This is a genomic window from Arthrobacter sp. Cza30, assembly GCF_059090765.1.
This window is the reverse complement of the sequence record NZ_JBNHGA010000011.1, coordinates 128,561-152,090: the sequence shown is the minus strand read 5'-3', so window position 1 is coordinate 152,090 and position 23,530 is coordinate 128,561. Positions and strand designations below refer to the sequence as shown.

The 23,530-nt window shown below is 67.6% G+C and carries 16 protein-coding genes and 3 tRNA genes; 10 read left to right on the top strand and 9 right to left on the bottom strand.

Features of this window, described 5'->3' with window-relative positions:
- Nucleotides 1-619: 619 nt before the first annotated feature.
- Nucleotides 620-2,761, top strand: a complete 2,142-nt coding sequence (locus AC5RVZ_RS29605; protein ID WP_494069185.1) for an acyltransferase family protein — start codon at nucleotides 620-622, stop codon at nucleotides 2,759-2,761.
- A gap of 958 nt (nucleotides 2,762-3,719) precedes the next feature.
- Here AC5RVZ_RS29605 and AC5RVZ_RS29600 read toward each other — a convergent pair.
- Nucleotides 3,720-3,792 (bottom strand) — tRNA-Arg (locus AC5RVZ_RS29600).
- Nucleotides 3,793-4,064: 272 nt separating this feature from the next.
- Entirely contained in the window at nucleotides 4,065-4,925 is an 861-nt protein-coding gene (locus AC5RVZ_RS29595; RefSeq protein WP_494069184.1) for a hypothetical protein, read from the bottom strand.
- 82 nt (nucleotides 4,926-5,007) lie between these two features.
- Between AC5RVZ_RS29595 and AC5RVZ_RS29590 the strand changes: the two genes are divergently transcribed.
- Together AC5RVZ_RS29590 and ettA are read left to right on the top strand one after the other, a co-directional pair.
- A complete protein-coding gene (locus AC5RVZ_RS29590; protein WP_494069183.1) occupies nucleotides 5,008-5,709 on the top strand; it encodes a single-stranded DNA-binding protein in 702 nt (233 codons plus the stop codon).
- 89 nt (nucleotides 5,710-5,798) lie between these two features.
- A complete protein-coding gene (gene ettA / locus AC5RVZ_RS29585; RefSeq protein ID WP_494069182.1) occupies nucleotides 5,799-7,481 on the top strand; it encodes an energy-dependent translational throttle protein EttA in 1,683 nt (560 codons plus the stop codon).
- A gap of 91 nt (nucleotides 7,482-7,572) precedes the next feature.
- Here ettA and AC5RVZ_RS29580 read toward each other — a convergent pair whose 3' ends face one another.
- A complete protein-coding gene (locus AC5RVZ_RS29580; protein ID WP_493999890.1) occupies nucleotides 7,573-8,457 on the bottom strand; it encodes an acyl-CoA thioesterase in 885 nt (294 codons plus the stop codon).
- Between the two features lie 155 nt (nucleotides 8,458-8,612).
- Here AC5RVZ_RS29580 and AC5RVZ_RS29575 point away from each other — a divergent pair, with 155 nt between their 5' ends.
- Nucleotides 8,613-9,143, top strand: coding sequence for an acyl-CoA thioesterase (locus AC5RVZ_RS29575; protein ID WP_494069181.1), 531 nt, complete (start codon nucleotides 8,613-8,615; stop codon nucleotides 9,141-9,143).
- A complete protein-coding gene (locus AC5RVZ_RS29570; RefSeq protein ID WP_494069180.1) occupies nucleotides 9,140-9,817 on the top strand; it encodes a DUF8185 domain-containing protein in 678 nt (225 codons plus the stop codon). The genes AC5RVZ_RS29575 and AC5RVZ_RS29570 overlap by 4 nt, the downstream gene beginning before the upstream one ends.
- A 28-nt stretch (nucleotides 9,818-9,845) precedes the next feature.
- Here the strand turns inward: AC5RVZ_RS29570 and AC5RVZ_RS29565 are convergent, their stop codons facing one another.
- The 6 genes from AC5RVZ_RS29565 to glsA form a co-directional block, all read right to left on the bottom strand.
- On the bottom strand, nucleotides 9,846-10,373 hold the full coding sequence (locus AC5RVZ_RS29565) for a globin (protein WP_494069179.1): 528 nt from the start codon (nucleotides 10,371-10,373) through the stop codon (nucleotides 9,846-9,848).
- A gap of 40 nt (nucleotides 10,374-10,413) precedes the next feature.
- Nucleotides 10,414-10,887 carry an OsmC family protein gene (locus AC5RVZ_RS29560; RefSeq protein ID WP_494069178.1) on the bottom strand — a complete coding sequence of 158 codons (474 nt, stop codon included), beginning with the start codon at nucleotides 10,885-10,887 and terminating at the stop codon, nucleotides 10,414-10,416.
- A gap of 88 nt (nucleotides 10,888-10,975) precedes the next feature.
- Nucleotides 10,976-13,021, bottom strand: a complete 2,046-nt coding sequence (locus AC5RVZ_RS29555; protein WP_494069177.1) for a DUF6541 family protein — start codon at nucleotides 13,019-13,021, stop codon at nucleotides 10,976-10,978.
- A 236-nt stretch (nucleotides 13,022-13,257) separates the two neighbouring features.
- Nucleotides 13,258-15,810: an aminopeptidase N gene (gene pepN, locus AC5RVZ_RS29550; RefSeq protein WP_494069192.1), complete on the bottom strand. Its 2,553-nt coding sequence runs from the start codon at nucleotides 15,808-15,810 to the stop codon at nucleotides 13,258-13,260.
- 196 nt (nucleotides 15,811-16,006) lie between these two features.
- Nucleotides 16,007-17,560, bottom strand: coding sequence for a glycosyltransferase (locus AC5RVZ_RS29545; RefSeq protein WP_494069176.1), 1,554 nt, complete (start codon nucleotides 17,558-17,560; stop codon nucleotides 16,007-16,009).
- A gap of 160 nt (nucleotides 17,561-17,720) precedes the next feature.
- Nucleotides 17,721-19,523, bottom strand: coding sequence for a glutaminase A (glsA, locus tag AC5RVZ_RS29540; protein ID WP_494069175.1), 1,803 nt, complete (start codon nucleotides 19,521-19,523; stop codon nucleotides 17,721-17,723).
- Between the two features lie 129 nt (nucleotides 19,524-19,652).
- On the opposite strand from glsA, the gene AC5RVZ_RS29535 reads away from it, so the two are divergent.
- From AC5RVZ_RS29535 to tig, 5 genes are all read left to right on the top strand, one after another.
- Entirely contained in the window at nucleotides 19,653-20,126 is a 474-nt protein-coding gene (locus AC5RVZ_RS29535; RefSeq protein ID WP_494069174.1) for a ribose-5-phosphate isomerase, read from the top strand.
- A gap of 12 nt (nucleotides 20,127-20,138) precedes the next feature.
- Nucleotides 20,139-21,041 carry an Fpg/Nei family DNA glycosylase gene (locus AC5RVZ_RS29530; protein WP_494069173.1) on the top strand — a complete coding sequence of 301 codons (903 nt, stop codon included), beginning with the start codon at nucleotides 20,139-20,141 and terminating at the stop codon, nucleotides 21,039-21,041.
- Nucleotides 21,042-21,387: 346 nt separating this feature from the next.
- Nucleotides 21,388-21,458: transfer RNA gene (locus AC5RVZ_RS29525), tRNA-Gly, on the top strand.
- Nucleotides 21,459-21,596: 138 nt separating this feature from the next.
- Nucleotides 21,597-21,669, top strand: a tRNA-Pro gene (locus AC5RVZ_RS29520).
- 54 nt (nucleotides 21,670-21,723) lie between these two features.
- A complete protein-coding gene (tig, locus tag AC5RVZ_RS29515) occupies nucleotides 21,724-23,181 on the top strand; it encodes a trigger factor (RefSeq protein ID WP_494069172.1) in 1,458 nt (485 codons plus the stop codon).
- Nucleotides 23,182-23,530: the final 349 nt, after the last annotated feature.

Genomic DNA, 23,530 nt, shown 5'->3' with positions numbered 1-23,530 from the left:
GCAGCAATATCCGCGTCCCGTTTCTTGATGGGCGCTTTTTTGCGTGAGCCCATGTACCCCAGAACCCAGCGCCGCCAAGGACTCCGAGGATCCCGGTGATCAGGCCTACGGTGATTGCTTCAGTCACGTGCTCAAGGTCCCCCGTCTGCGTGTTTCGACTCGGCTACGGCGCGGCGGGTGTCGCGCTCGATGAGATTCAGCCATACGACCCGCAGCAGTGACGCGGCGGCGAAGATGATGGGCCACAGCCAAGCGAGGACACTGCCGGGAAGTGCCAGGCGACGGCGATGGCGTAGCAGGTGAGCCCGCCGGTGGTGCCAAGCCATCCGAGCCGTTTCAGCGCCCAGCCCTTGGAGACGGTGTCCCCAGTCCAATGCAGGCCGATGAGAGCGAGGACTCCCCCCATTGCCGATGAACCCGGAAATGATCACCATGATCGGCCACGGCATCCGTGACATCGACGCGGAGGGGTTGAACTCTGGGAACAGCAGAGACAACCCCATGAACGCACCAAAGACCGTCGCAAGCGCGGCTATCACATTGTCCGAAGGGTGAACCAAAACCCGGTCCCACCACGTCGGCGGATTCCGGGCAGGGGGTTGGCATATCGTCCCTTTCGGTGGTGCGTGTTGAAGCCCTGCGGGAACGGCGCAAAGTTCTTCAGTATTGGTTTATCGATGAATTGACTAAACTGGGGCGGTCATTGTCCAAACCCGGGGGATCCATGAGCTTGTCAGCTCCTTTCGAAACGAAGCCACGGCCGAGCAAAGTGTCGGTTGCCAAGAAGCCTTTCAGGGCTGACATTCAAGGGCTCCGGGCCTTCGCCGTTATGGCCGTTATCGCCGACCACTTACTAGGCTGGCCATCGGGTGGCTTCGTTGGCGTTGACATTTTCTTCGTGATCTCCGGATTCCTGATTACCGGACACTTGATGCGCGAGTGGGAGAAGAACGGGCGGATCAGCTTCGTGGACTTCTACAAGCGCCGGGCCAAGCGCATCCTGCCTGCCGCGGCCCTGGTGCTTGTCGTCACGGTTGCCGCGTCCTTCCTGCTGCTCAACAAGGCGCGGGCGTGGTCCATCTTCTGGGATGGGCTCTGGGCATCCCTCTTCGCCGGGAACTGGCGGTTCGCCGCAACAGGCACGGACTACTTCCAAGCGGATGGCCCGGTCTCACCGCTGCAACACTTCTGGTCGCTTGCGGTTGAGGAACAGTTCTACTTCGTTTGGCCGTGGGTCATGCTGCTCGCGCTCATCCTTGTGGCGCGGTCCAGGGCGGGTTGGGCGCGACCACGGATCGTAGCCGCGGGCCTCATTGGACTGATCAGTGCCGCCTCTTTTGTTTGGGCGATGTCGGAGACGGCCGAAGCACCTACGCTCGCGTACTTCTCAACGGTCTCGCGGGCTTGGGAGCTGGGGGTGGGCGCGATGCTGGCGCTTGCGACACCGCTGCTGCTACGAATCCCAAACACGGCACGCCCGTTGATGGCGTGGGCTGGTCTCGCCGGGATGACAGTCTCTCTATTCGCGATCAGCGCCGGCTCCTCTTTCCCCGCCCCAACCGCACTGCTCCCGGTCATCGCTACCGGCTTAGTTATCGCTGCCGGCACCGGAGGGGAACAGCGATTCCTAGCCCCGTTGACCAATCCTGTTGCGGGGTACATTGGCAACATCTCGTACAGCCTCTACCTGTGGCACTTCCCGGTCATTGTCCTGGCCGTGGCAGTCTGGCCCAAACCGGGGGCGCAGGCGTACGTGCTGCTATCAGCGGTGATGTTCCTAGCCTCAGCGACGTCATACCACTTCTGGGAAAACCCGATCCGCAACCACAAAGGTGGACGGCTGCCAAACCCAATCAAGGTCACAGCAGCAAGCGTTGCCGCCCTTGCTGTAATAGTGGGTGCCCTCGCCTTCCCGGGCAACCACTCATCGTCCGAGGCCACCGGAGAGCCGCTGGCAATGGCAGAACTGCAAGCCGAAATCACCGAAGCGCTGGACGCGCCGGAGTGGCCCGTGCTGAACCCATCCTTGGACGAGGCTATTAGCGGCATGCAAGTGCCCGATGACGTCCACGCCTGCGGCAAGGAAGACAATCTCGCCGATCCGACGTCTTGCACTTGGGGTTTCGGCGATAAGACCGCGGTGGTGGTTGGCGATTCGACCGCCCTCACCTACGTCGAAACCATCCGCGAAGCGCTCGTCCCTGCCGGCTGGCGAGTCAACACGCACGCAACCTACTCATGCGCCTTCGCCGACCTTTCCGCGACCGGGCAGCCTGTGACTAACAAGTGCCGGGCACGGAAGGAAGACGCAGTTGACTACATCCAGACTCAGCAGCCAGATGCGGTGTTCGTCATAAACACCTACCAGCCCCGGTCTCAGCCACTTCCTATTAGAGACTGGAGGTCGGCGCTTGAGTCGCAACTGGAACAAATCGCCGATAACGCCGGCGCACTCTACATCGCGTCCCCGCCACCCGCTGAAGCGAACGTTGCCTCCTGCTATACGCTTCTAAGCGCCCCTAGAGACTGCGTGACCCACACCCCTGCTCATTGGCAAAAGATGGCTGAAACGGAACAGCGGGTGGCCGAGAGTTTTGGAGGGAAGTTTATCCATACCGAGCAACTATTCTGCGTGGACGGAAGCTGCCCGGCGTTTGTGGACGGCACCCCAGTGAAGATGGATACCGTCCACATGTCGCCCGCGTACCAAGCGAAAATTGCCCCGGCGTTTGCGGAGCTACTGCACACCGCACAGGACTAATCAGGTCAGTGGCCCGAGTGCGCCTTCATCGTTCGGCGCAACAGTTCGCCCTTGATTGCCGTACCGAGCGTGTCCGCCACATGCTTCTGTCCGGCCTCGTTTGAATGCAAGCCGTCCGCACCCAACATGGCGGCCGGGTACCGCCGGGGGCAGGGTCCGCGACAATCACATGGTCGCCGAACTCCGCCTGGACAGTATCCGGGATGGTCCGCAGGTAGGTTAGCAACGGGCTTGTTGTGTGATGCTTCAGTGACTTGCACAGGCTTTACCAGTATGACGAGCGGCGGGGTGGAGGACTGAGGCAGAACGCAATCGCAGAACCCGAAACCGTTAGGGTCGCGGCTGAGGTATTGGTGCCCGACACCCTCACTGTTGGGGGGGGTCGTTCCTGTTACACGAGACACGACAGGGACGCGGCCTGCTGATGCCCGCGCATCGGTCTTACAGGCCTTGGTGTGTCTCTACTGTGCCGAGCAGGGTACCGCCCTCGCTGACGTTCCACTGGGCACCCTCGACGGTCTGGTCGAAGCCACTGAGCAGGTAGTTCACGCCTCCCCGGCAAGACCACGTCCACATTGGAGCTCGCGACGCCGGGGTTCATCGTCGCGCCTCCGAAGAATGACGCGCTGCCGCCGGAGACATAATCGAAACTCTGCTTACCCCAGCTCGGATTCGTCGAATAGGTGCAAGCGGCGGAGTTGTCCTCGATCCGAGACGCTCCGGAAAGCAGTGCGACGAGTGCCCGCGTTGATTGCAGGGCCGTGTCGCGGTTGCGTTGATCGTCCGGTTCGATCAGGTCGTTCAGCAGGTCGCCGACAATGGGCATGCCCTTGGTGTGCAGCCGTCGAAGAGTCAGGTGTAGAACGAATCCTGTGGGTAAGCGGTGGATTCACTTCTGGTTGCTCCAACGGCAGTGGCTCCGACTGGAAATATCCCTAGTCAGAGCGCCTTTTTGTTGTGCCCCGGACAGGAATCGAACCTGCGACCAAGAGATTAGAAGGCTCCTGCTCTATCCGCTGAGCTACCGAGGCTGATGGCCGTCTACTGTTCACTCGCTTGTCCACTCCCAATTCCGGAGTCTCCAAATGTGTCCAGTTAGTGCCCACTCTCGTGGACGCCAACGCGGCCGGTGCTTAGTCTAGCAATTCGTTCAAGGCCGGGCGCGATGGCGTCCACGGTCGTGCTTCCGTCGTCACCCAGGGCTGCGGCGCACTGCCACGGTAGAGATGGACGTACCGATCTGGGCGCGCACAGACTCCCGCAGCTGGGCGTTCGGCCGGCGCCCAGCCGCGGAAGGAACTTGCTACTGGCCGGTTCCGGCCTCGGCGCCACCATCGACCGTGGCGCCCTGCCCATCCAAACCCTGTTCCGGGATGTCTTCCGGTGCTGGTGTCTGGCTCGGCTCCGGTGTCTGGCTCGGTTGCGGGGCAGGCTCGGCGGACTGGCTTGTGTCCGGGGCAGGGGCAGGGGCCGGGGCCTGATCGGTGCCGTTCGATTCGCTATTTCCAGACTCTTCAGTTTCGGTTGAACTGTTCCCGCCGACCGAGGGATCGTCAGTGGTCGCAGCGTCGTCGGCGGCACCATCTCCAGTCTTCGCGGGCTCCTCGTCCTGCTTGACCGGCTTGTCCGTTCGCTCCTTGGCATCCTGGTCTCCGCCCAGGGTGCCAAGGGTCGTCTTGTGGGCGCTTGAGGCATGGTCGATACCCGTAGTCGAGGCGACCAGACTGGAGATCGGCTGGCTGGTGCCGAGCTCCACCGCGGTGATGCTGACCATCGCGATGGCGAAGGCCGCGGCGCTGGCTAGTCCAACCTTGACCCACGTCATCGGGGCGATGGGCTTTCGGGCGGGTTTAGGCTGCGGTTCGATCGCTTCCGACGGGGCGCTGGCGGCCACCTTTTCGACCTCCCGCAGGGCACCGATTCGAGCCTTAGGGATTTTCTTCATGGCCACGGTGGCGGCCGAACTCAGCGTCCGGGCATAGAGCGCGGCGCCAACGGTGGCGACGATGGAGCCAACTGCGGCGCCGATGAGCGTTCCGGCGACGCCGAGAAAGGACCCCACCAATGCGGAGGTTACCGCGGCCAGCGCCGAGCCAATAGTTTGGGTGCCACTTAGTCCGAGAAGCGGCTTGCGCTTGTCGTCGGCAGCGGAGTCGTCAGCCATTTGATACCTAATCCGGTCGGAGATTATTACGGATAGGTAACGATACCTGCCCGCGGACGGTTCCCGGCACGGCCGTTGTCTGATGGAGACGCTGCTCACACCCGCCCTCCACAAGGACACCGCCCGGCGCCGCGGTGCACATGCCGCGTGGACCGCTTCACCGCAGGTGCTGGAGCGGCGAGGCTCGATGGTGTCGGCAGGGCGCCGGCGCTACAGCGGACGGGAGAAGAGCATGAGCGACTACATTACGGTGCGCGGAACGGTCGGTACCGAGGTGCAGCAGCGGCGCACGCACGGAGGTGATGCCGTGGCGGAGTTCCGGCTGGCTTGCTCGGGGGACTGGCTGAACCGGGAGACCGGCGAGTGGGTCAAAGGGCAGACCAACTGGTACACCGTCCAGGCGTTCCGGGGCCTGGCGGAGAACCTGTGGCGCAGCCTGGCGAAGGGCGATCCGGTGGTGGTCAGCGGCAAGCTCAAGCTGCGGCAGTGGTCAACCGAGGACGGGCGGCGCGGCACCGCTCCCGAGATCGACGCCGACACAGTAGGCCACGACCTGCGGCGCGGCTCTGCCTCGTTCACCAAGATCGCTGTGCCGGCAGCGGCCTCGCGCGAAGCCGCTGAGACCGGGCAGGGCGGCGCCGACTACCGCGCGATGGCCCTGGCCGGTGCCGGCGCCGGGCAATCAACCGACGGAGAGTTCGGCCTCGAGCCAGGCCTGGGCGGCACCGGCGGCCACACCGACGAGGACCGGCAGGAGGAGACGCAACTGCCCCGGGCGAGTTGATCTGTTGCTCGGGTGTACGAGCCGCCGGGACAGGGGATGCGGTGCGGCAGAATATGTGATCGTGGCGCGCAGCGACTAGCCTTGAGAGCATGGCGGAATTCATTTATACGATGTTCAAGGCCCGCAAGGCCGTTGGCGACAAAGTCATTCTGGACGACGTAAGCATGTCGTTCTTCCCCGGCGCCAAGATCGGTGTCGTGGGCCCCAACGGTGCGGGCAAGTCCACGATCCTGAAAATCATGGCCGGCCTGGACACCCCCTCCAACGGCGAAGCCAGGCTCAGCCCCGGTTACACCGTCGGCATCCTGCTGCAGGAGCCGCCGCTGAACGAGGAGAAGACCGTCCTGGGCAACGTCCAGGAAGGCGTCGGCGAGATCTACGGCAAGATCCAGCGCTTCAACGAAATCTCGGAAGAGATGGCCAGCCCGGATGCCGACTACGACGCGCTGCTCGAGGAAATGGGCAAGCTGCAGGAGGCCATCGACGCGGCCGACGCCTGGGACATCGACTCCCAGCTGGAGCAGGCCATGGACGCGCTGCGCTGCCCGCCGGGCGACGCCGACGTCACAGTGCTCTCCGGCGGCGAGCGGCGCCGCGTGGCACTGTGCAAGCTGCTCCTGCAGAAGCCCGACCTGCTGCTGCTCGACGAGCCCACCAACCACCTCGACGCCGAAAGCGTGCTGTGGCTGGAGCAGCACCTGAAGTCCTACCCGGGTGCCGTCCTCGCCGTGACCCACGACCGGTACTTCCTCGACCATGTGGCCGAATGGATCGCCGAAGTGGACCGCGGCCACCTCTACCCGTACGAGGGCAACTATTCCACCTACCTGGAGAAGAAGCGCGCACGGCTCGAAGTCCAAGGCAAGAAGGATGCCAAGCAGGCCAAGCGCCTGACCGAGGAACTGGATTGGGTCCGGTCCAACGCCAAGGGCCGCCAGACCAAGTCCAAGGCCCGTCTGGCCCGCTACGAGGAAATGGCTGCCGAGGCCGAGCGCACCCGGAAGCTGGACTTCGAAGAGATCCAGATCCCGCCGGGACCGCGGCTTGGCCAGCTGGTCATCGAGGCCAAGGACCTGTTCAAGGGCTTCGGCGACCGCGAGCTGATCAAGGACCTGTCCTTCTCGCTGCCGCGCAACGGCATCGTCGGCGTGATCGGTCCCAACGGTGTCGGCAAGACGACCCTGTTCAAGACGATCGTCGGACTCGAACCGCTCGACGGCGGGGAGCTGAAGATCGGCGATTCCGTGAAGATCTCGTATGTGGACCAGTCCCGCGGCGGCATCGACCCGAACAAGACCCTGTGGGAGGTCGTCTCCGACGGGCTCGACCACATCCAGGTCGGCCAGGTCGAAATGCCGTCCCGTGCCTACGTCTCCGCGTTCGGCTTCAAGGGACCGGACCAGCAGAAGAAGGCCGGCGTGCTTTCCGGCGGTGAGCGCAACCGGCTGAACCTGGCCCTGACCCTGAAGCAGGGCGGCAACCTGCTGCTGCTCGATGAGCCAACCAACGACCTGGACGTCGAAACGCTCTCCAGCCTGGAAAACGCGCTGCTGGAATTCCCCGGCTGCGCCGTGGTGGTCTCGCACGACCGCTGGTTCCTGGACCGGGTGGCCACGCACATCCTGGCCTACGAGGGCACCGAGGAAGAGCCGGCGAACTGGTACTGGTTCGAGGGCAACTTCGACTCCTACGAGCAGAACAAGGTCGAGCGGCTCGGCCCGGACGCGGCCAAGCCGCACCGCGTCACGCACCGCCGCCTGACCCGCGACTAGGACGGACACATGGAACGGCCGGGCCCCGCTACGGAGCCCGGCCGTTCTGTTTGGCCGGTTTTTTGTCGCCCGTGAGCCGGGCGACTCCGGCTTACGGAATCCGGATCATGCCTTCCTGGGCGACGGTGGCGACGAGTTCGCCGGCCCGGTTGAAGATCTTGCCGACCGCGAGGCCGCGCGCGCCGGAGGCACTGGGGGAGGACTGCACGTAGAGCAGCCAGTCGTCCACCCGGACCGGGCGGTGCCACCACATGGCGTGGTCCAGGCTGGCGACGCTCATGCCCGGCGTGACCCAGCTGACGCCGTGCTGGCGCAGGATGGGTTCCAGCAGGGTGTAGTCGCTGCCGAAGGCCAGCGCGGCCCGGTGCAGGCCCTGGTCGTCGGGCAGCGGCCCTTTGGTTTTCATCCAGACGGCGTTGACCGCCTGGCGTTCGCCCTTGGCCTGGACATAGAGGGCGTCCTGGACATGGCGGACGTCGAACGGGCGGTGGTAGGCCATGTGCCGGGCCACGGGGTGGTCCACCTTGCCGAGCAAGTCCGCGGTGCTCGGCAAGGTTTCCGGGTCCGGGATTCCGTCGGGGAAGTCTTCCTGGTGTTCGAGCCCCTCGGCCGGGGTCTGGAACGAGGCGATCATGGACAGGATCGGCACGCCGTTCTGATAGGCATGGGTGCGGCGGGCGGAGAACGAACGGCCGTCGCGTAGCCGTTCGACGCCGAAGGTAATCGGCAGGTCGGCGTCGCCGGCGCGCAGGAAGTACCCGTGCATGGAATGGATGGGCCGGTCCGGTTCCACCGTCCGCACGGCCGCGATGACGGACTGTGCCAGCACCTGGCCGCCAAAGACCCGGCCGCGCGGCTGCTTTTCGGAAACGCCGACGAAAATCTCTTCGTCCGTATTCGCGCCGTCGGCATCGGAGAGGTCCAGCAGCTCCAGCAACACCGCCGTCGGATCGACGTGTTCCTCGATGGCGGTCATGTAGTCTCCTTGCCGATTACCCGCGGGTACGAACACTTCCGACAGTAGTTGGCACCGCTCAACCGCTCAACTCCGCGGCGCTCCCGCACGCGGGAGCACGCTATCCAGCCGGCAGCGGGTTAGTTGCCGCTCCCGCGCTTTGAGAGGATGGCATCATGCCTACCGTTCCGCACGATGCCCCGAGGTTCCCGATCCAGCTGAGGTTCAGCGACATTGATTCCTACGGGCACGTGAACAATGTGACCTACCTGGGCTATCTGGAAACGGCCCGGGTGCTGCTGCACCAGCTGCGGCCGGACCTGCCGGCCAACGCCGGCCACAAGCCGGGTGCGACGCTGCGCGAACTCGGCGGGGCCGGAAACCAGACGCTGGTGGGACGGCAGGAAATCGAGTACCGGGTACCGCTGGACTACCGGGCCGAACCGGTCCACGTCGGCGTCTGGGTGACGAGGATCGGTTCTTCGAGCTTCGACCTGGGCTACGCGGTCGTTGATGCCGACATTGGGGAGTCGGGCACCGTGCATGCGCTGGGCGCCTCGACCATGGTGCTGGTTGCTGCCGCGACGGGAAGGCCGGTGCCGCTGCCCGACGCGTACCGCGCCGCCTTGCAACTGTGGGCCGGGCCGCCGGTTCCGTTCCGCAACATTGCCGGCGCAGCTGGCACGAACGAAGAGGCCGCAGAATGACGTCCCCCGGAACACCAGTCCTGCAGTTGGCCGATGTCCAGGTCGCGGCCGACTTGAAGACCTTCGTCAGCCGGTCCCGTGCCGCCGGCGACGGCGCCATCCACCTGCAGGCCTTCGGCAGCGTGCTGGCCGCCTACGTGTGCATGATGCGGCCGCGGATTCTGGGCGAGGCGACGCCGACGATCCTGGGGCTGCGGGTCATGGCGCTGGCGGCGCCGGCCGCCGTCGAGGAGACCGTCACGCTGGCCTCGGTTGGAGACCGGCTGGCCAGGATGGGGAACGAGGAAACCGGCCTGGCCCTTCCGCCCACGACCGTGACGGAATCCTGGACGGGTGTGCTGCCGCCGCGGTCCGGGTGGGAGCGCATCGGCGGCCTGCAGGCCGAGGTGTTGGAGGAGGCAGCCCGGGCGGGCATCCGGGAGATTTCCGAGGCCTTGCCGGACAACCCCGGACAGCTCATCGTCAACAACGCGCGGAGCACCGTCTGGAGCCGGCCGCTGCCCGCGGCCGGCGGACTGCCCGAATCGGTGGAACTCCCGGCCGGGGCGGCGTTTGCCGCCCTCACGCTGGGCTTCCTCGACGGGAACCCGGCGGAGGTGTACCGGAACGGCCGCTGGCTGCGGCTCAGCACCGGCCGCGGCCACGTGCTGGTGCGCAGCGGCGCCTCGCTGTAGCGGGAGCCGGCTGCGTCGCAGGAGCAGGTCAGGCGCTGTTGACCATGGAGTGGGCGGCGCGCTCGAAGTAGTCCCAGAGCGTCTGTTCGTGCAGCGGCGGCAGTTCCAGGGCATCGACGGCGCGGCGCATGTGCTTGAGCCAGCGGTCGCGGGCGTCGAAGTCCACCTTGAAGGGCTGGTGCCGCATCCGCAGCCGCGGGTGGCCACGCTGTTCGCTGTAGGTTCCGGGGCCGCCCCAGTACTGTTCCAGGAACATCCGCATCCGGACCTTGGCCGGCCCGAGGTCCTCTTCGGGGTACATCTGGCGCAGCACGTCATCCTCTGCGATCCCGTCGTAGAAGACATCCACGAGTTTCACGAACGTCTCGTGCCCGCCGACGGCGTCGTAGAAGTTGTCCGTGTACGAGGGCTGCTTGAACGCGTTCGCGGCGGCCGGAGCCGGGGTCAGCGTGGCCAGCGGCTGGCCGAAACGGGATGGAAGGGCCGCGCCGTCGGCTGGCTGCTCCGAACCGGGGCGCGCGGCGGGCTGTCCGGGGGTTTGGGGTGTTTCGCTCATTGATGGTCTCTGTTCGCTGATGCTGTCTTGCACCATTGTCTCAGCCCGCGACGACCCGGGGTTCGTGGTGGACGGGGAAGTTCACGCTGCGCGCAATGAAGCAGACCTTGTTGGCATCCGCATGGAGCCGCTGGGCGAGTTCGGACTGGCCCGGATCGCCGATCGCCACCCTGGGCCGCAGCGTCACGGACGTGAATTCGCCGCTGCCGTCACGGTTCAGGCGCAAGGTGCCCTCGGCGTCGTCGTCGTAGGCCGTTACCACCAGCCCGTTCTTTACCGCGACGTGCAGGTAGGAGAGCATGTGGCATTGGGACAGCGCCGTGAGCAGCAGCTGTTCCGGGTTCCAGCGGTCCTTGTCGCCGTGAAAGGTGGGGTCGGCGGTGCCTGCCAGCTCCGGCAGCCCTGCCGCACGCACCACGTGGTCCCGCCCGTAGCCGCGGTAGCTGGCGGTGCCTTCGCCGCGGTTGCCGGTCCAGTGGAGGGAAACTGCGTAACGGTGCTCGGAAAGGTTCATGCCGCCATTAAACCCCGTGCTCCCGCAGACCGGCGGTACCGGCCGGTTGCACCTACCCGCAGATCGCCTCTGCCGGGCCCGGACGTTCTCAGCGGCAGGCGGTGATTTCATAGAGCGCCGCCGTGCCGTGGGAAGCGACCAGGCGGAAGCCGCGGGAGAAATCGATGTCCTGGAAACCCGGCCATTGGTGTTGTTCGCTGTGCTGGTAGCCGCGGACCGGCTGGTCGTCGTACAGGTGGGTGGCACCGGTGCTGTGCAGCGCGCCGCAGACCTGCGGATCGGACCCGATGTCGCGGAAATAGTGCCGCAGGTAGTCCTTGTCCGCGCTGCCGGCGCTGCTGACGTTCTGGAAATAGACGGTTTGGTGGCCGGTGAGGGAGTAGAGGTAGGGCAGGCCGTTGAAGGGATCGCCGATGACGATCGCGTCGTCGGGCAGCAGCGGTTCCAGCGAGCGGATGAACTCCTGCTCGTCGCCCATCAGCGCGCGCCCGTCGCGGTGTTCGGTGATGCCGTAGCGGATGGAGGCCGCCTCCACCCGGACGTCGTGCCGGAAGCCGCCGGAGGTCACGAAGACGGCGGCCAGGACGGCAAACGCCAGCGCCGCGGCCACCGATTGGCGCCAGCGGGCCTGATTGCGGGTCCGGATAAGCCCGGCCGGCAGCATGCACAGCCGCTCCAGGGCCAGGGCGGCGAAGACGATGCCGAAAGTGTGGACCAGCGGGGCGATCCGGGGCGGGTCGGTGTACCAGAAGCCGCTGAGCCAGCGGAACGGGCGCTCTTCCGGGCCGGCCGCGAGGATGAAGAGCACGGCGGCGGCCGCCATGCCCGCGACGGCGGGCCGGGTGCGGGGGATGAAGCAGGCCCACACGGTTCCGGCCGCCATGAGGAGCCCGACGACGACGGCGTAGCTCTCCGGGGTGGCGTCGTCGCTGTCCGGCTGGCGCGGCAGGTCGAAAAACAGCCACGCGAGGGCGTCGGCCCAGCCCGCAGTCGACCCGCGTGGATACGACAGGACGGCGGCCACGAGGGTGGAGGTGGCGAGGACGAACGCGGCGGCAGCCGCGGCGGCGGCCAGCAGCCCCGCCGCCGCGTAGAAAAGCGCGCGGCGGCTCCGCCAGAGCCGGGCCAGGCGGAGCACTAAGAAGCGCGCCAGGTAGAACCCGCCGAGCACCAGCAGGCTGCCGACGGCGGAGGGGTGGATCCAGGTCGCGCCCAACGCGACCACCGCGAGTGCGGTGAGATCCGCCGTCGTCCTTCTCTGGCCGCTGCGGGACGGGGAACCTTCGCGGGCCACGGCCCCGGTACCGGCCCCAACCCGGGCCGGGGCGCTGTCCGCGGCCTCCGCCCCGGCGGGCAGCCGGTACTGCAGTTCGATGCCGAGCGCGAGGATGGCCGGCAGCAGCGCGGCCGCGAAGCCGTTGGGCCACTGGCCGGCACGGAACATCTGGACAACCGGGAAGGCCAGCATGGAGGAAGCTATCACCGGCGCGATGACCCAAACGAGCGGCCGGGCGGGGAACAGCGCGCGGGCCAGCAGGGCCAGGGCGGCCGGCCACATCAGGCCGCCGATCACCAGGCAGGCCAGGTTCCCCGCCGTCACCACGTCGCCAGGGATCAGCGACACCATCGCATGCCAGCCGGCGGGATAGAACGACGGCGGCGCCCCGCCGAAGATCGGCCAGATGCTCCACGGGCTGGCCTGGCCGTTGTCTTTGATCCATTGCAGGACGTTCACGTGGTAGGTCGGGTCCCAGCCCTGAGAGACGCGGTGGATCGAGCCCATCGCCTCGAGCATGACCCGGCCCAGAATCAGGGCCGTGATGGCCAGCGACGCCGCCAGCAGCCACTTCACCGAGCGCGGGACGGCGAGCCGCGCCGCGGGTGGGGGAGCGATGGCCCGCCCGAGGAGCCAGCACCCGCCGATGCCGAGCGCCGCCAGCAGGATGGCCGAGAGCAGGTTCCAGCGCACGCCGGCCGCCAGGCAAACCATGGTTCCGACAGCCGCCAGCGCCGTCCCGGCGGCCGGGGCCAACACGAGGGAGCGGACGGCGGGCTGGCGCAGCGCCCGGAGGGCCAGGAAGCCGGGAAGGTAGAAGACAGCGAGCATGACAGCCAGCTGTCCGGCAACTGCCATGAGGACTCCCTTGCGCCACCAACCGTTGTGGAATTGTAGATCCGGGGGCGGGCCGTGTAGTACTCCCGCCGCGTGCTCATGGAACCGTAGGGGCGGCAGATGTCGCGGTGGTGAACGAAAGGCGAACCCCGGAGCGGCGGCGGAGGCAGTGGCGCTGGTGTCCGGGCCTTGCCGAGACGGTGCTGCCCGCCGGAAAGGATGTGTTTCGGCGGGCAGCTATGCGTTGAGGGCGCGGGTTACCGGTCGGCGGCCTGGGCCTTCAGTGCGCGGACGACGCCGTCCTTGTTTTCCAGCACCAGCCGGCGCAGGGCGGGGGAGCGGTCCGCCAGGGACTCCAACCAGGCGTCCGTGGCATCCACTGTGGCCTGCGTGGACAGCTGCGACGGGTACAGGCCGACGACGATCTGCTGCGAGAGTTCGTGCGTGCGGGTGTTCCAGATTTCTTCGATGGCGTCGAAGTACTTCTCGGCGTAGGGCTCCAGCAGCGTGGTGTCATGCACGCGGGTGAAGCCGGCGATGACCGACTGCTGGGTGGCATTGGGCAGTTCGCCCTTGACGACGACGGACTCCCAGGCCGCCGCCTTCGCCTCGGCGGTGGGGATGGCGGCCTGCGCCAGGGCGGCGGCGCGCTGCCCGGTGGCCGTCTGGTCCCGCTCGAGTTCGGCATCGATCTCGGCCTGGCCGAAGCGGCCGCCGGCCACCAGCGAGGTGAGCAGTTCCCAGCGCAGGTCGGCATCGACGATCAGCCCCTCCAGCGAGCGCTCGCCGGAGAGCAGCGAGGCCACGGTGTCCAGCTGCCCGCCGGTCTGGGCATGCACGGCGAAGGCCTTGGCGAACTGCAGCTGCGAGTCGGAACCCGCGGCCGCCTCTCCGGCCAATTCCCAGAGCCGGTCGGCTGCGGCGATGGTCAGCCGTTTGCGGTCGTCCGGGTTCACGTAGAAGGTCAGCGTGGTGGCCAGTTGCCGCAGCAGCACCAGGACGACGGAGGAGTCCGTCTCGTAGGCGATGTTGTTCAGCACCAGCTCCACGTATTCGCGGGCCGGGGTCTCGCCGTCGCGGGTGGCGTCCCAGGCCGAGCCGAGCACCAGGGTGCGCGGCAGCGACGCGGTGAAGTCCTTCACGTGGCGTTTAGAGGTGGCCAGGGACACGTCGTCCAGCCGGATCTTGGCGTAGGCCAGGTCGTCGTCGTTGAGCAGCACCAGCGCCGGACGGGCCAGCCCGGCCAGCTGCGGCACCTCGGTGCGCTCGCCGTCCACGTCCAGTTCCTCGCGGTGCGTGCGCACCAGCTTGCCCGCCTCATCCAGGTTGTAGAAGCCGACGGCGAGGCGGTGCGGCCGGATGGTCGGGTAGCCGTCCGGCGCGGTCTGGAGGATCGCGAACGCGGTGATGGCGCCGTCGTCGTCGGTGGAGATTTCCGGACGCAGGGTGTTCACGCCGGCGGTCTCCAGCCACTTGGCGGACCAGTCCTTCAGGTCCCGGCCGCTGGAGGTTTCCAGTTCGCCCAGCAGGTCGGCCAGCTCGGTGTTGCCCCAGGCGTGCTTGCCGAAGTACTCGCGCACGCCGGCCATGAACTCCTCCTGGCCCACCCAGGCCACCAGCTGGCGGAGCACGGAGGCGCCCTTGGCGTAGGTGATGCCGTCGAAGTTGACCTGCACGTCCTCCAGGTCCTTGATTTCCGCGGTGATCGGGTGGGTGGAGGGCAGCTGGTCCTGCCGGTAGGCCCAGGACTTCTCCATCGACGTGAAGGTGGTCCAGGCGTTCTTGTACTCGGTGGCCTCGGCGGCGGCCAGCGTGGACATGAATTCGGCGAAGGACTCGTTCAGCCACAGGTCGTTCCACCAGCGCATGGTCACCAGGTCGCCGAACCACATGTGCGCCAGTTCGTGCAGCACGGTGATGGCCCGGCGCTCCACCATGGCGTCGGTGGGACGGGAGCGGAACACGTAGTTTTCCAGGAACGTGACCGCGCCGGCGTTCTCCATGGCGCCGGCGTTGAACTCCGGCACAAACAGCTGGTCGTACTTCTCGAAGGGGTACGGGGTGCCGAACTGCTGCTCGTAGAACTCGAAGCCCTGCCGGGTGAGGGTGAAGATGTTCTCCGCGTCCATGTACTGCATCAGCGATTTGCGAGCGAACACGCCCAGCGGGATGGTGCGGCCGTCGGAGCTGGTCAGCTCGCTGCGCACGGACTGGTACGGGCCGGCGATCAGCGCGGTGATGTAGGAGGAGATCCGTGGGGTGGGCTCGAACGCCCAGGTGGCGGCCGCACCGCCGTCGTCCGTGGATCCGACGTGCCGGGGCGCCGGGGTGGGGGAGTTAGAGATGACATCCCAGTGCGACGGCGCGGTGACGGTGAAGCGGAAGGCCGCCTTCAGGTCCGGCTGCTCGAACACGGCGAACATGCGCCGCGAATCCGGGACCTCAAACTGGCTGTAGAGGTAGACCTCGTTGTCCACCGGGTCCACGAAGCGGTGCAGGCCCTCGCCGGTGTTCATGTAGAGCGCGTCGGCGTCGATCTCCAGCACGTTGTGCTCCGCCAGGTCCGGCAGCTGGATGCGCACGCCGTCGGAGACCTCGGCCGGATCCAGTGCCTTGCCGTTGAGCGTGACCGAGCGGACGGTGTCCGTGACGGCGTCGATGAACGTGGAGCCGCCCGGAGTGGCGGTGAAGGTGACCACGGTGCGCGAGCCGAACACCTTGTCGCCGCGGGTGAGGTCCAGCGTGACGTCGTACGACTCCACGCGGAGCAGTTCGGCGCGGGCGCGCGCTTCGTCACGGGTGAGATTCAAACCTGGCAAGTTCGCCTCCAGAAGTACTTGGTGCCCCGGCTGCGCGGGACCGGACGGGTGTGCGTGGCGGGACGCGATATGAAACAACCCTTGCACAATGTGGCCATTGTCTCACCGCAGCGGGGTGGCGCGCAGCAGTTGCGGCAAGAAAGGCGAATAGTTGCGGCCGGAGACGGCGGCTGGGCGACCATCGCGGCTAGCCGCCCGCGAGGACCTTGGTCCACGCCGAGACATAGCCGGATTCGTCGAAGCGCTGCAGGGTTTCGCGGCTGGATCGGGCGAACCGCGAGCGCAGTTCCGGGTCGCGCATCAGCGCCAGGATGCCGTCGGCCAGCGCCTGCCGGTCGCCGAAGGGCACCAGGAAGCCGTTCTCGCCGTGCCGGATGACGTCGCGGGGGCCGTAGTTGGCGTCATAGGCGGCGACCGGCACGCCGTAGGACATGCTCTCCAGCAGGATCAGGGGGAAGCCCTCCGACGCCGACGTCAGCACGGTGGCGCAGGCGGTGGCGTAGATGTCGGACGGGCTGTTGGTGAACGACGGGAAACTGACCGCGGCGCCGACGCCCAGTTCGTCGATGAGCTCCCGGACAGCTCCTTCCTCCTCGTCGCCGTAGCCGAAGCCGAAGACCTCCAGCCGGGCCTGCGGGTTGCCCTCGCGCACCAGGGCGAAGACCCGGATCGCCTCGTCCACCCGTTTCTTCGGGTGCAGCCTGGCCACCATCACCAGCCGGTTGGGGTCCGTGGCGTGGCCGGGGGCCGGCTGCTCCGGCGGCGCCAGCTGGCCAATGGTGTGGAGCCGGTCGGCGTGGCCGAACTCGGCGGCGATGTCTTCGCGCTGCGCATCGGTATGCAGGACCACGCCGTCCCAGCTGTCCAGGTTGTCCAGGAGCCGGCGCCAGTTGCGGCTGACTCCGGACCCTGCCACGTACGGGGGCTCCAGGTGGTTGCTGTGCACGGCGGCGATGCGCCGCAGGTTCGGGTGCCTGACGCTGCCGACCACGTCGTCCAGGTTCCGGCCGGGCAGGTTGTTCAGGTTCTCGCGGAATTCCGAGGTCAGCACCGGTGCGTCTTCGCCGGCCAGCAGTTGTTCGAAGGCGTGCCGGTAGAGCTCACCGGGGTCCGCGAAAGTGAGGGCATCGCCGTCGTCGCGGGCCACGCCGTCGAACAGGTAGCTGCGCCCCCACTTGGGCGAGCCGGGGTGGTGCGTGATCGTGAGGAAGCAGCGGCCGTCGCGGCCGATCAGGCGCTGGGCGGTGGGCGTCTTGGACGATTCCTGAAAATGCTGGACCAGCACCAGGCGGCCCTGTTCATCCATCTCCTCCCGGCGCAGCCGGGCGCGGTTGGGAGCCAGCCGTTCGACGGCGGCCACCGTGCCTTCGGGGTGGAACCGCACGTAGGACTCCTGGACCCCATCGCGGAAGTAGCCGAAGGCCAGCCCGGAGTTGCCGACCGGCACGATGTCGTAGTCGTCCTCGGGCGGAGGCCGGACCGGTTGGCGGGTATCGGTCCGGGGGCTCGGATCCAGCCCGTACAGGACGCTGCGGACCCTGACCTCCGGATGCAGGTGGCCGTCCGCCTTGAGGCCGGCCACGTCGCGGGCGAGCCGGTGCTGCAGGCCCAGCACCTCGATCCAGATCTGTTCGGCCGCGCCGTTCCCGGCCAGGGTGTTGGCCCGGGTGCGCACCGCCTTGACCAGGCCGCCGCGCTTGAGCGCCAGGGTGTTGACGGGAAAGTGGACGGTGAGCGGCACGATGGCATCCTGTCGTCAGGGATGCCGCCATTGTTCCGGCCTGCAGGGCGCTAGTAAAGGGGCGGACGACGGCGGATGGCCGCCGGTCAGCCCTGGGCGGCAGTCACCATGCCCGCAGGGCCGCCGGTCAGCCTTGGGCGCCGCCCTACCGCGCGGCCGGTCAGCCTTGGGCGGCCGCCGCGGTGAGGTCGCGTTGTTCGGCGGCGATCTCCAGCAGTCGTTCGGCCAAGCTCAGGGCCGTGCCCGGCGCGTCCCGACGCAGGCGCGCATAGCCGTCGGGCGTGAGGACCTCCACGCAGACCTTCCCCTCGGCGCGCAGCTGGGTCCGGGACGGAGCGCCGCCGAGGCCACCGAAGCTGGTTCCGGCAGTGAAATACCGGGCGGCGTGATCGTCCTCGGCGGCGTGATCGTCCCCCGAGGCGTTGGCAGCCGTGCGTGCCTGGCCCTCCATGACCAGGACCAGGCCCGCGCCTGGTCCGCCCGTGGTAGCGACGGCCGCCCCGTCGTCGTACGTGCGCCGCTCCAGGTATGTCGCGAGCGTCTCGCGCTCGCCGGCGGGCAGGGTCGCCGCCACCGGGTGGTCCTGCAACTGCAGCCGTCCGCCGGTCGCCGGCAGTCCTCCGTGCCGGCCGATGAGGCGGTCTTCGCACCACCGGGCGGCGGCATCCAGGGACGGGAACGCCCGGGGCCGGTCCGCGGTGCCGGCCTCTTCCACGGACAGCAACCCGGCCGGGTCCACGAAGACCAGCAGGCAGGGATCCGAGGTTTCCTGCAGCCGGAGGAACATGGTCTTGGTGCGGCTGCCGAGCTCGTCCAGCCGGCTGATGTCGATCACTAAAACCTCGTGCGCGGCGGCCAGGTCGGCGGACATCCGGATGACTGTTTCCGCCTCGGGGAAGAGCATGTCGCCGTGGACCTCGAGGAAGCGCACCGTGTGGCCGTGTTCGGCCAGCACGGCCAGCTCCGGCGTCGGGCGAACGCGCGGTGAGGGTTTCCCGGCCAGGGTGTAGTCGGCGCGGATCGTCGACCGGGCGCTGCGGGCCGCGTGGATGAAGTGCAGTCCCAGCTCGGCCGACAGCCGGCGGCAGGCCTCGGTGCCGCGGACGCTGTTGCCGTGCTGGTCGAGCCGCGGCGAGAAGACGGCGAGCCCCAGCTGCCCGGGCAGCACCGCCAGGATGCCGCCGCTGACCCCGCTCTTGGCCGGCAGCCCGATGCCCGCCACCCAGTCCCCGGCGTCGTTGTACATGCCGCAGGTCGTCATCACGCTGAGCACGTGTTCGGTGATCCGGGGTGTCAGGACCTCCTCGCGGGTAATCGGGTTGACTCCGCGGTTGGCCAGGGTGGCTGCCATGATCCCCAGGTCGCGGCAGGTGACGCCGAGGGAGTTCTGCCGGAAGTACAGGTCCAGGGCGGCCTCGGTGTCGTGCTCGATCACGCCCTGGCTCTTCAGCAGGTAGGCGAGGGCCCGGTTGCGGTCGCCCGTACGGAGCGCGGACCGGTACACCGTCTGGTTCATGCCCAGGTCGCGTCCGGCGCAGGCCGAATAAATCAGGCGGAGCTGCTCGAAGGCTTCGTCGCCGTAGCGGTCGGCCACCAGGGACGAGGCGGCGATGGCCCCGGCGTTGATCAGCGCGTTGCGCGGCCGCCCGGTATCCGCTTCCAGGCTGATCTCGTTGTACGCGTCCCCGGAGGGCTCCACATCGATCTTCTCGCGCACTTCCTCGAAGCCGTGCCCGGCCAGCGCCATGGCATAGGTAAAGGGCTTGGAGATCGACTGGATGGAGAATTCGGACCGCGTATCGCCGGCCTCGTAGGTGCACCCGTAGGCCATCGTCATGCTCAGCGCGAGCAGATCCGGATCCTCGACCCCGAGTTCTTCCGGATCACCGGCCAGCGACCCCTCGGTGTTGCCGGCGAGGCCGGCAAGGACGGACTCAAGGTAGTCACTGATTACTGGCTCCATAGGGGCACACTATCGACGGCGGCCGTGGCCCGACAGGGGGTGCGGCCCGCCGGAATCCGTTCCGGCCGCACCGCTCCAGTAGGCTGGAAGCCGTTATTCGCCCTCCCGCACGCCACAGAAGGACCGTCCATGCGCGTTCACATTGCCACCGACCACGCCGGCCTGGAACTGAGCCACCACCTGATCAAGCATTTGGCCGGCCAGGGCCACGACGTCACCGACCACGGCCCCACCGCGTACGACCCGGAGGACGACTACCCCTCGTTCTGCATCCGCGCCGCGCTCGCCGTCGTCGAAGACCAGGCCGCCGGCGTGGAGTCGCTGGGCATCGTGCTCGGCGGCTCGGGCAACGGCGAGCAGATCGCGGCCAACAAGGTCAAGGGCATCCGCGCCGCGCTGGCCTGGAACCTGGACACCGCGAAGCTGGCCCGCGAACACAACGACGCCAACGTCGTCGCCGTCGGCGGCCGCCAGCACAGCGTCGAGGAAGCCACCGCCATCATCGAGGCGTTCCTGGCCGAGCCGTTCTCCAACGCCGAGCGCCACGTCCGCCGGATCGGCAAGATCGCCTCCTACGAGACCACCGGCGACATCCCGGCCTAACGGCCGCCGGTCATGCCAGAAGGCCATTCCGTCCACCGCCTGGCCCGCCAGTTCCAGGACGTTTTCGCCGGCCGGAGCCTCGCCGTGTCCAGCCCGCAGGGCCGCTTCGCCGCCGGCGCCGCCCGGCTCGACGGGGCGCGGCTGCTGGCGGCCCGGGCACACGGCAAGCAGCTGTTCCTGGAGTTCGACAACGGCCTCGTCCTGCGCGTGCACCTGGGCCTCTACGGGGCGTGGAGCTTCGGCGGGGACGAGAGCTTTCGCGGCGCCTCCAGCATCGGGGCGCCGCGCCGGGTGGGGGAGCAGGAAACGTACGACGACGACGCGCCGGCCACGTACTCCGGCCCGCCAGAGCCGGTGGGCCAGGTGCGCGTCCGGCTGGTGTCGGCCCACGGCTGGGCCGACCTGCGCGGCCCGACCGCCTGCGAGGTGCTCACGCCCGCGGAGGCGTCCGCCGTCGTCGGCAGGCTGGGGCCGGACCCGCTGCAGGACGCGGCGGACCTGGGTGCCGAGTTCGTCCGCCGGCTGACCGCGAAGCGCACCGCCGTGGGGCAATTGCTGATGGACCAGAACGTGGTGGCCGGGGTCGGGAACGTCTACCGCGCGGAGACCCTCTTCCGCCGCGGCCTGAACCCGTGGCTGTCCGGCCAACGGATCCCGCCGGCGGAAGCGGCGCTGTTGTGGGCAGACATCGTGGACATCATGAGCGACGGCGTCCGCGACGGCAAGATCATCACCACCCGCCCCGAACACCGCGACGCCGAGGCCGCCGGCCGGTCCCTGCCTGTCTGGCCGGACAACGCCCACTACGTGTACAAGCGGCAGGGGATGCCGTGCCGGCTGTGCGGGACGCCGGTCGCCGTCACGGAGATGGCCGCGCGCAAGCTGTACTGGTGCCCAACCTGTCAGCGGGCCTGATTGGGCCTGATTGTTCGGGCCGCAGGGTAGCGTTCGGGCATGGTTGGTCGGGCGGCAGGTTTGCTGCAGGCCTGGTTCGTTGTGCCGCAGCCGGTCTACGCCACCGGCGCGTCCAAGTTGCCCACCCGAATTTTCGGCGAGGGCAGGGTTTATCTGCGAGGGCAGGGTCTATAGCCCCTGCCCTCGCAGATAAACCCTGCATTGGGGGAGTCGGGGTAGGGCGCATGGTTTCCGCCGGTCCGCGGCGCCCGCCTTTCGCCGCGTCGCGGCGCCCGCCTCCGCCGGTCCGCGGCGCCCTCCGATTTGTTGAACGGGCCCGCCCTCGTGCTAAAGTTTCATCGTCCTCGGGGATGTAGCTCAATGGTAGAGCCTCAGTCTTCCAAACTGATTACGCGGGTTCGATTCCCGTCATCCCCTCGCGTCAGGGAGGCGGTCCGGCACGGGCCGCCTTTTCTGTTCGCAGCCGATTTAGTCATGCGACATGTGCTGGCGGCGTCCGGTTGCACGGTGATTGTGCCGCAGGCCGGGAATGCCCGTAGACTTGCGTGTGCACTACGGGGCGTAGCGTAGTGGCTAGCGCGCCTGCTTTGGGAGCAGGAGATCGCAGGTTCGAGTCCTGTCGCCCCGACTCTGTATTCTTGGTGCAGATTTAACCCCAATAGCAATCAGGAGTTCTAACGCTGTGAAGAGCGCTGTCGAAAACCTCACCCCTACCCGGGTCAAGCTCAATGTTGAGGTCCCCTTTGAGGAACTCAAGCCCAGCATCGACGCGGCGTACAAGACCATCGCGAGCCAGATCCAGGTTCCGGGCTTCCGCAAGGGCAAGGTTCCGGCGAAGCTGATCGACCAGCGCGTGGGCCGCGGCTACGTGATCGAGACGGCTATCAACGAGGGCCTGAACGGCTTCTACCAGGGCGCCGTCGAAGAGACCGGCATCCGCCCGCTGAGCCGCCCCGAGGTTGAAATCACCGAGGTTCCCGACCCGGCCGCCACCGAGGGCCAGCTCGCCTTCCACGTCGAGGTCGATGTCCGCCCCGAAATTGAGCTGCCCGAGTACGCCGGCCTCGAGGTCACCGTCGAGGCTACCGAGGCCTCCGAGGAAGACATCCAGAAGGCGCTGGACGACCTGCGCGGCCGCTTCGGCACCCTGAAGTCCGTTGACCGTCCGGCCGTTGCCGACGACTTCATCACCATGGACCTGTCCGCCAAGGTGGACGGCGAAGAGGTGGATTCCGCCGCGGACCTGTCCTACCAGGTGGGCGCCGGCACCATGCTGGAGGGCCTGGACGAGGCAGTCACCGCGCTGAGCGCCGGTGAGGACGCCACGTTCGAGACCAAGCTGGCCGGCGGCGAGCACGCGGGCAAGGACGCCACGGTTACCGTGAAGGTCAAGGCGGTCAAGGAGCGCGAGCTTCCCGAGGCCGACGACGATTTCGCCCAGCTGGCCAGCGAGTTCGACACCATTGCCGAGCTGAAGGAAGACCTGGCCAAGCAGGCCGCCGACGCCAAGATCATGGAGCAGGGCGTCGAGGCCCGCGACAAGGTGCTGGACAAGCTGATGGAACTGGTCGAGGTTCCGGTTCCGGACTCCGTCGTCGAAGAGCAGATGGAACAGCACTTCCGCCCGGAGAACAGCCACGGTGAAGACCACGACACCGAGGAGCACCGCGCCGAGGTCCGCGAGAACACCGAGAAGGCCTTCCGCAACGAAATCGTGCTCGACGCCGTGGCCGACAAGGAAGAGCTGGGCGTCAGCCAGGCCGAGCTGATCGACTACATCGTGTCCTCCGCCGGCCAGTACGGCATGGACCCGAACCAGTTCGCGCAGCTGCTGGACCAGTCCGGCCAGGTCGGCATGATGGTGGGCGAGGTCCGCCGCCGCAAGGCCCTGGCCAAGGTGCTGGAGCTGGCCAAGGTCACTGACTCCAACGGCAACGAGGTGGACCTGAGCGACTTCGTCCGCCCCGCCGGCGAAGAAGAGCCCAACGTCGAAGACATGATCCAGGCCGCCGAGGCCGAGGCTGCCAACGCCGAAAGCGCAGAGAGCGGCGAAGAAGCCGAAGCGGACGCTGCCGACACCGAGTCGATCGAGGACACCGACGCTGCCGAAGAGGCCGCCGAGGACGCACCGAAGAAGTAGTAGCGGCGCTGCCGCTGGACGGACCGCCGGATTCCCTTCACGGGGAACCGGCGGTCCGCCGCTTTAACTCCCGGGAACGACGCCGGCGCCCGGCTCCGGTGCGCGGGTTCCCTCCCGGAGCGGTAGCGCGTGCCGGTGGAACCGGGCCCCGTCCGGGCCGGCCGTGCCCCCCAAAGGCCGCCCCGCCGTCGTTATTTTCTGCTGCCGGCAGAGGTTTTCCCGCGCCATCACGGGCCTGATGCGCCGTCAGCGAACAGCGCGCCGTGCGGGAGGAATCGGGCAGCGGAACACGTTACTGTCCAAGTAGGTAAACGACCTTAGGGCCACCGGTGACGGTACCGCCCGGGGA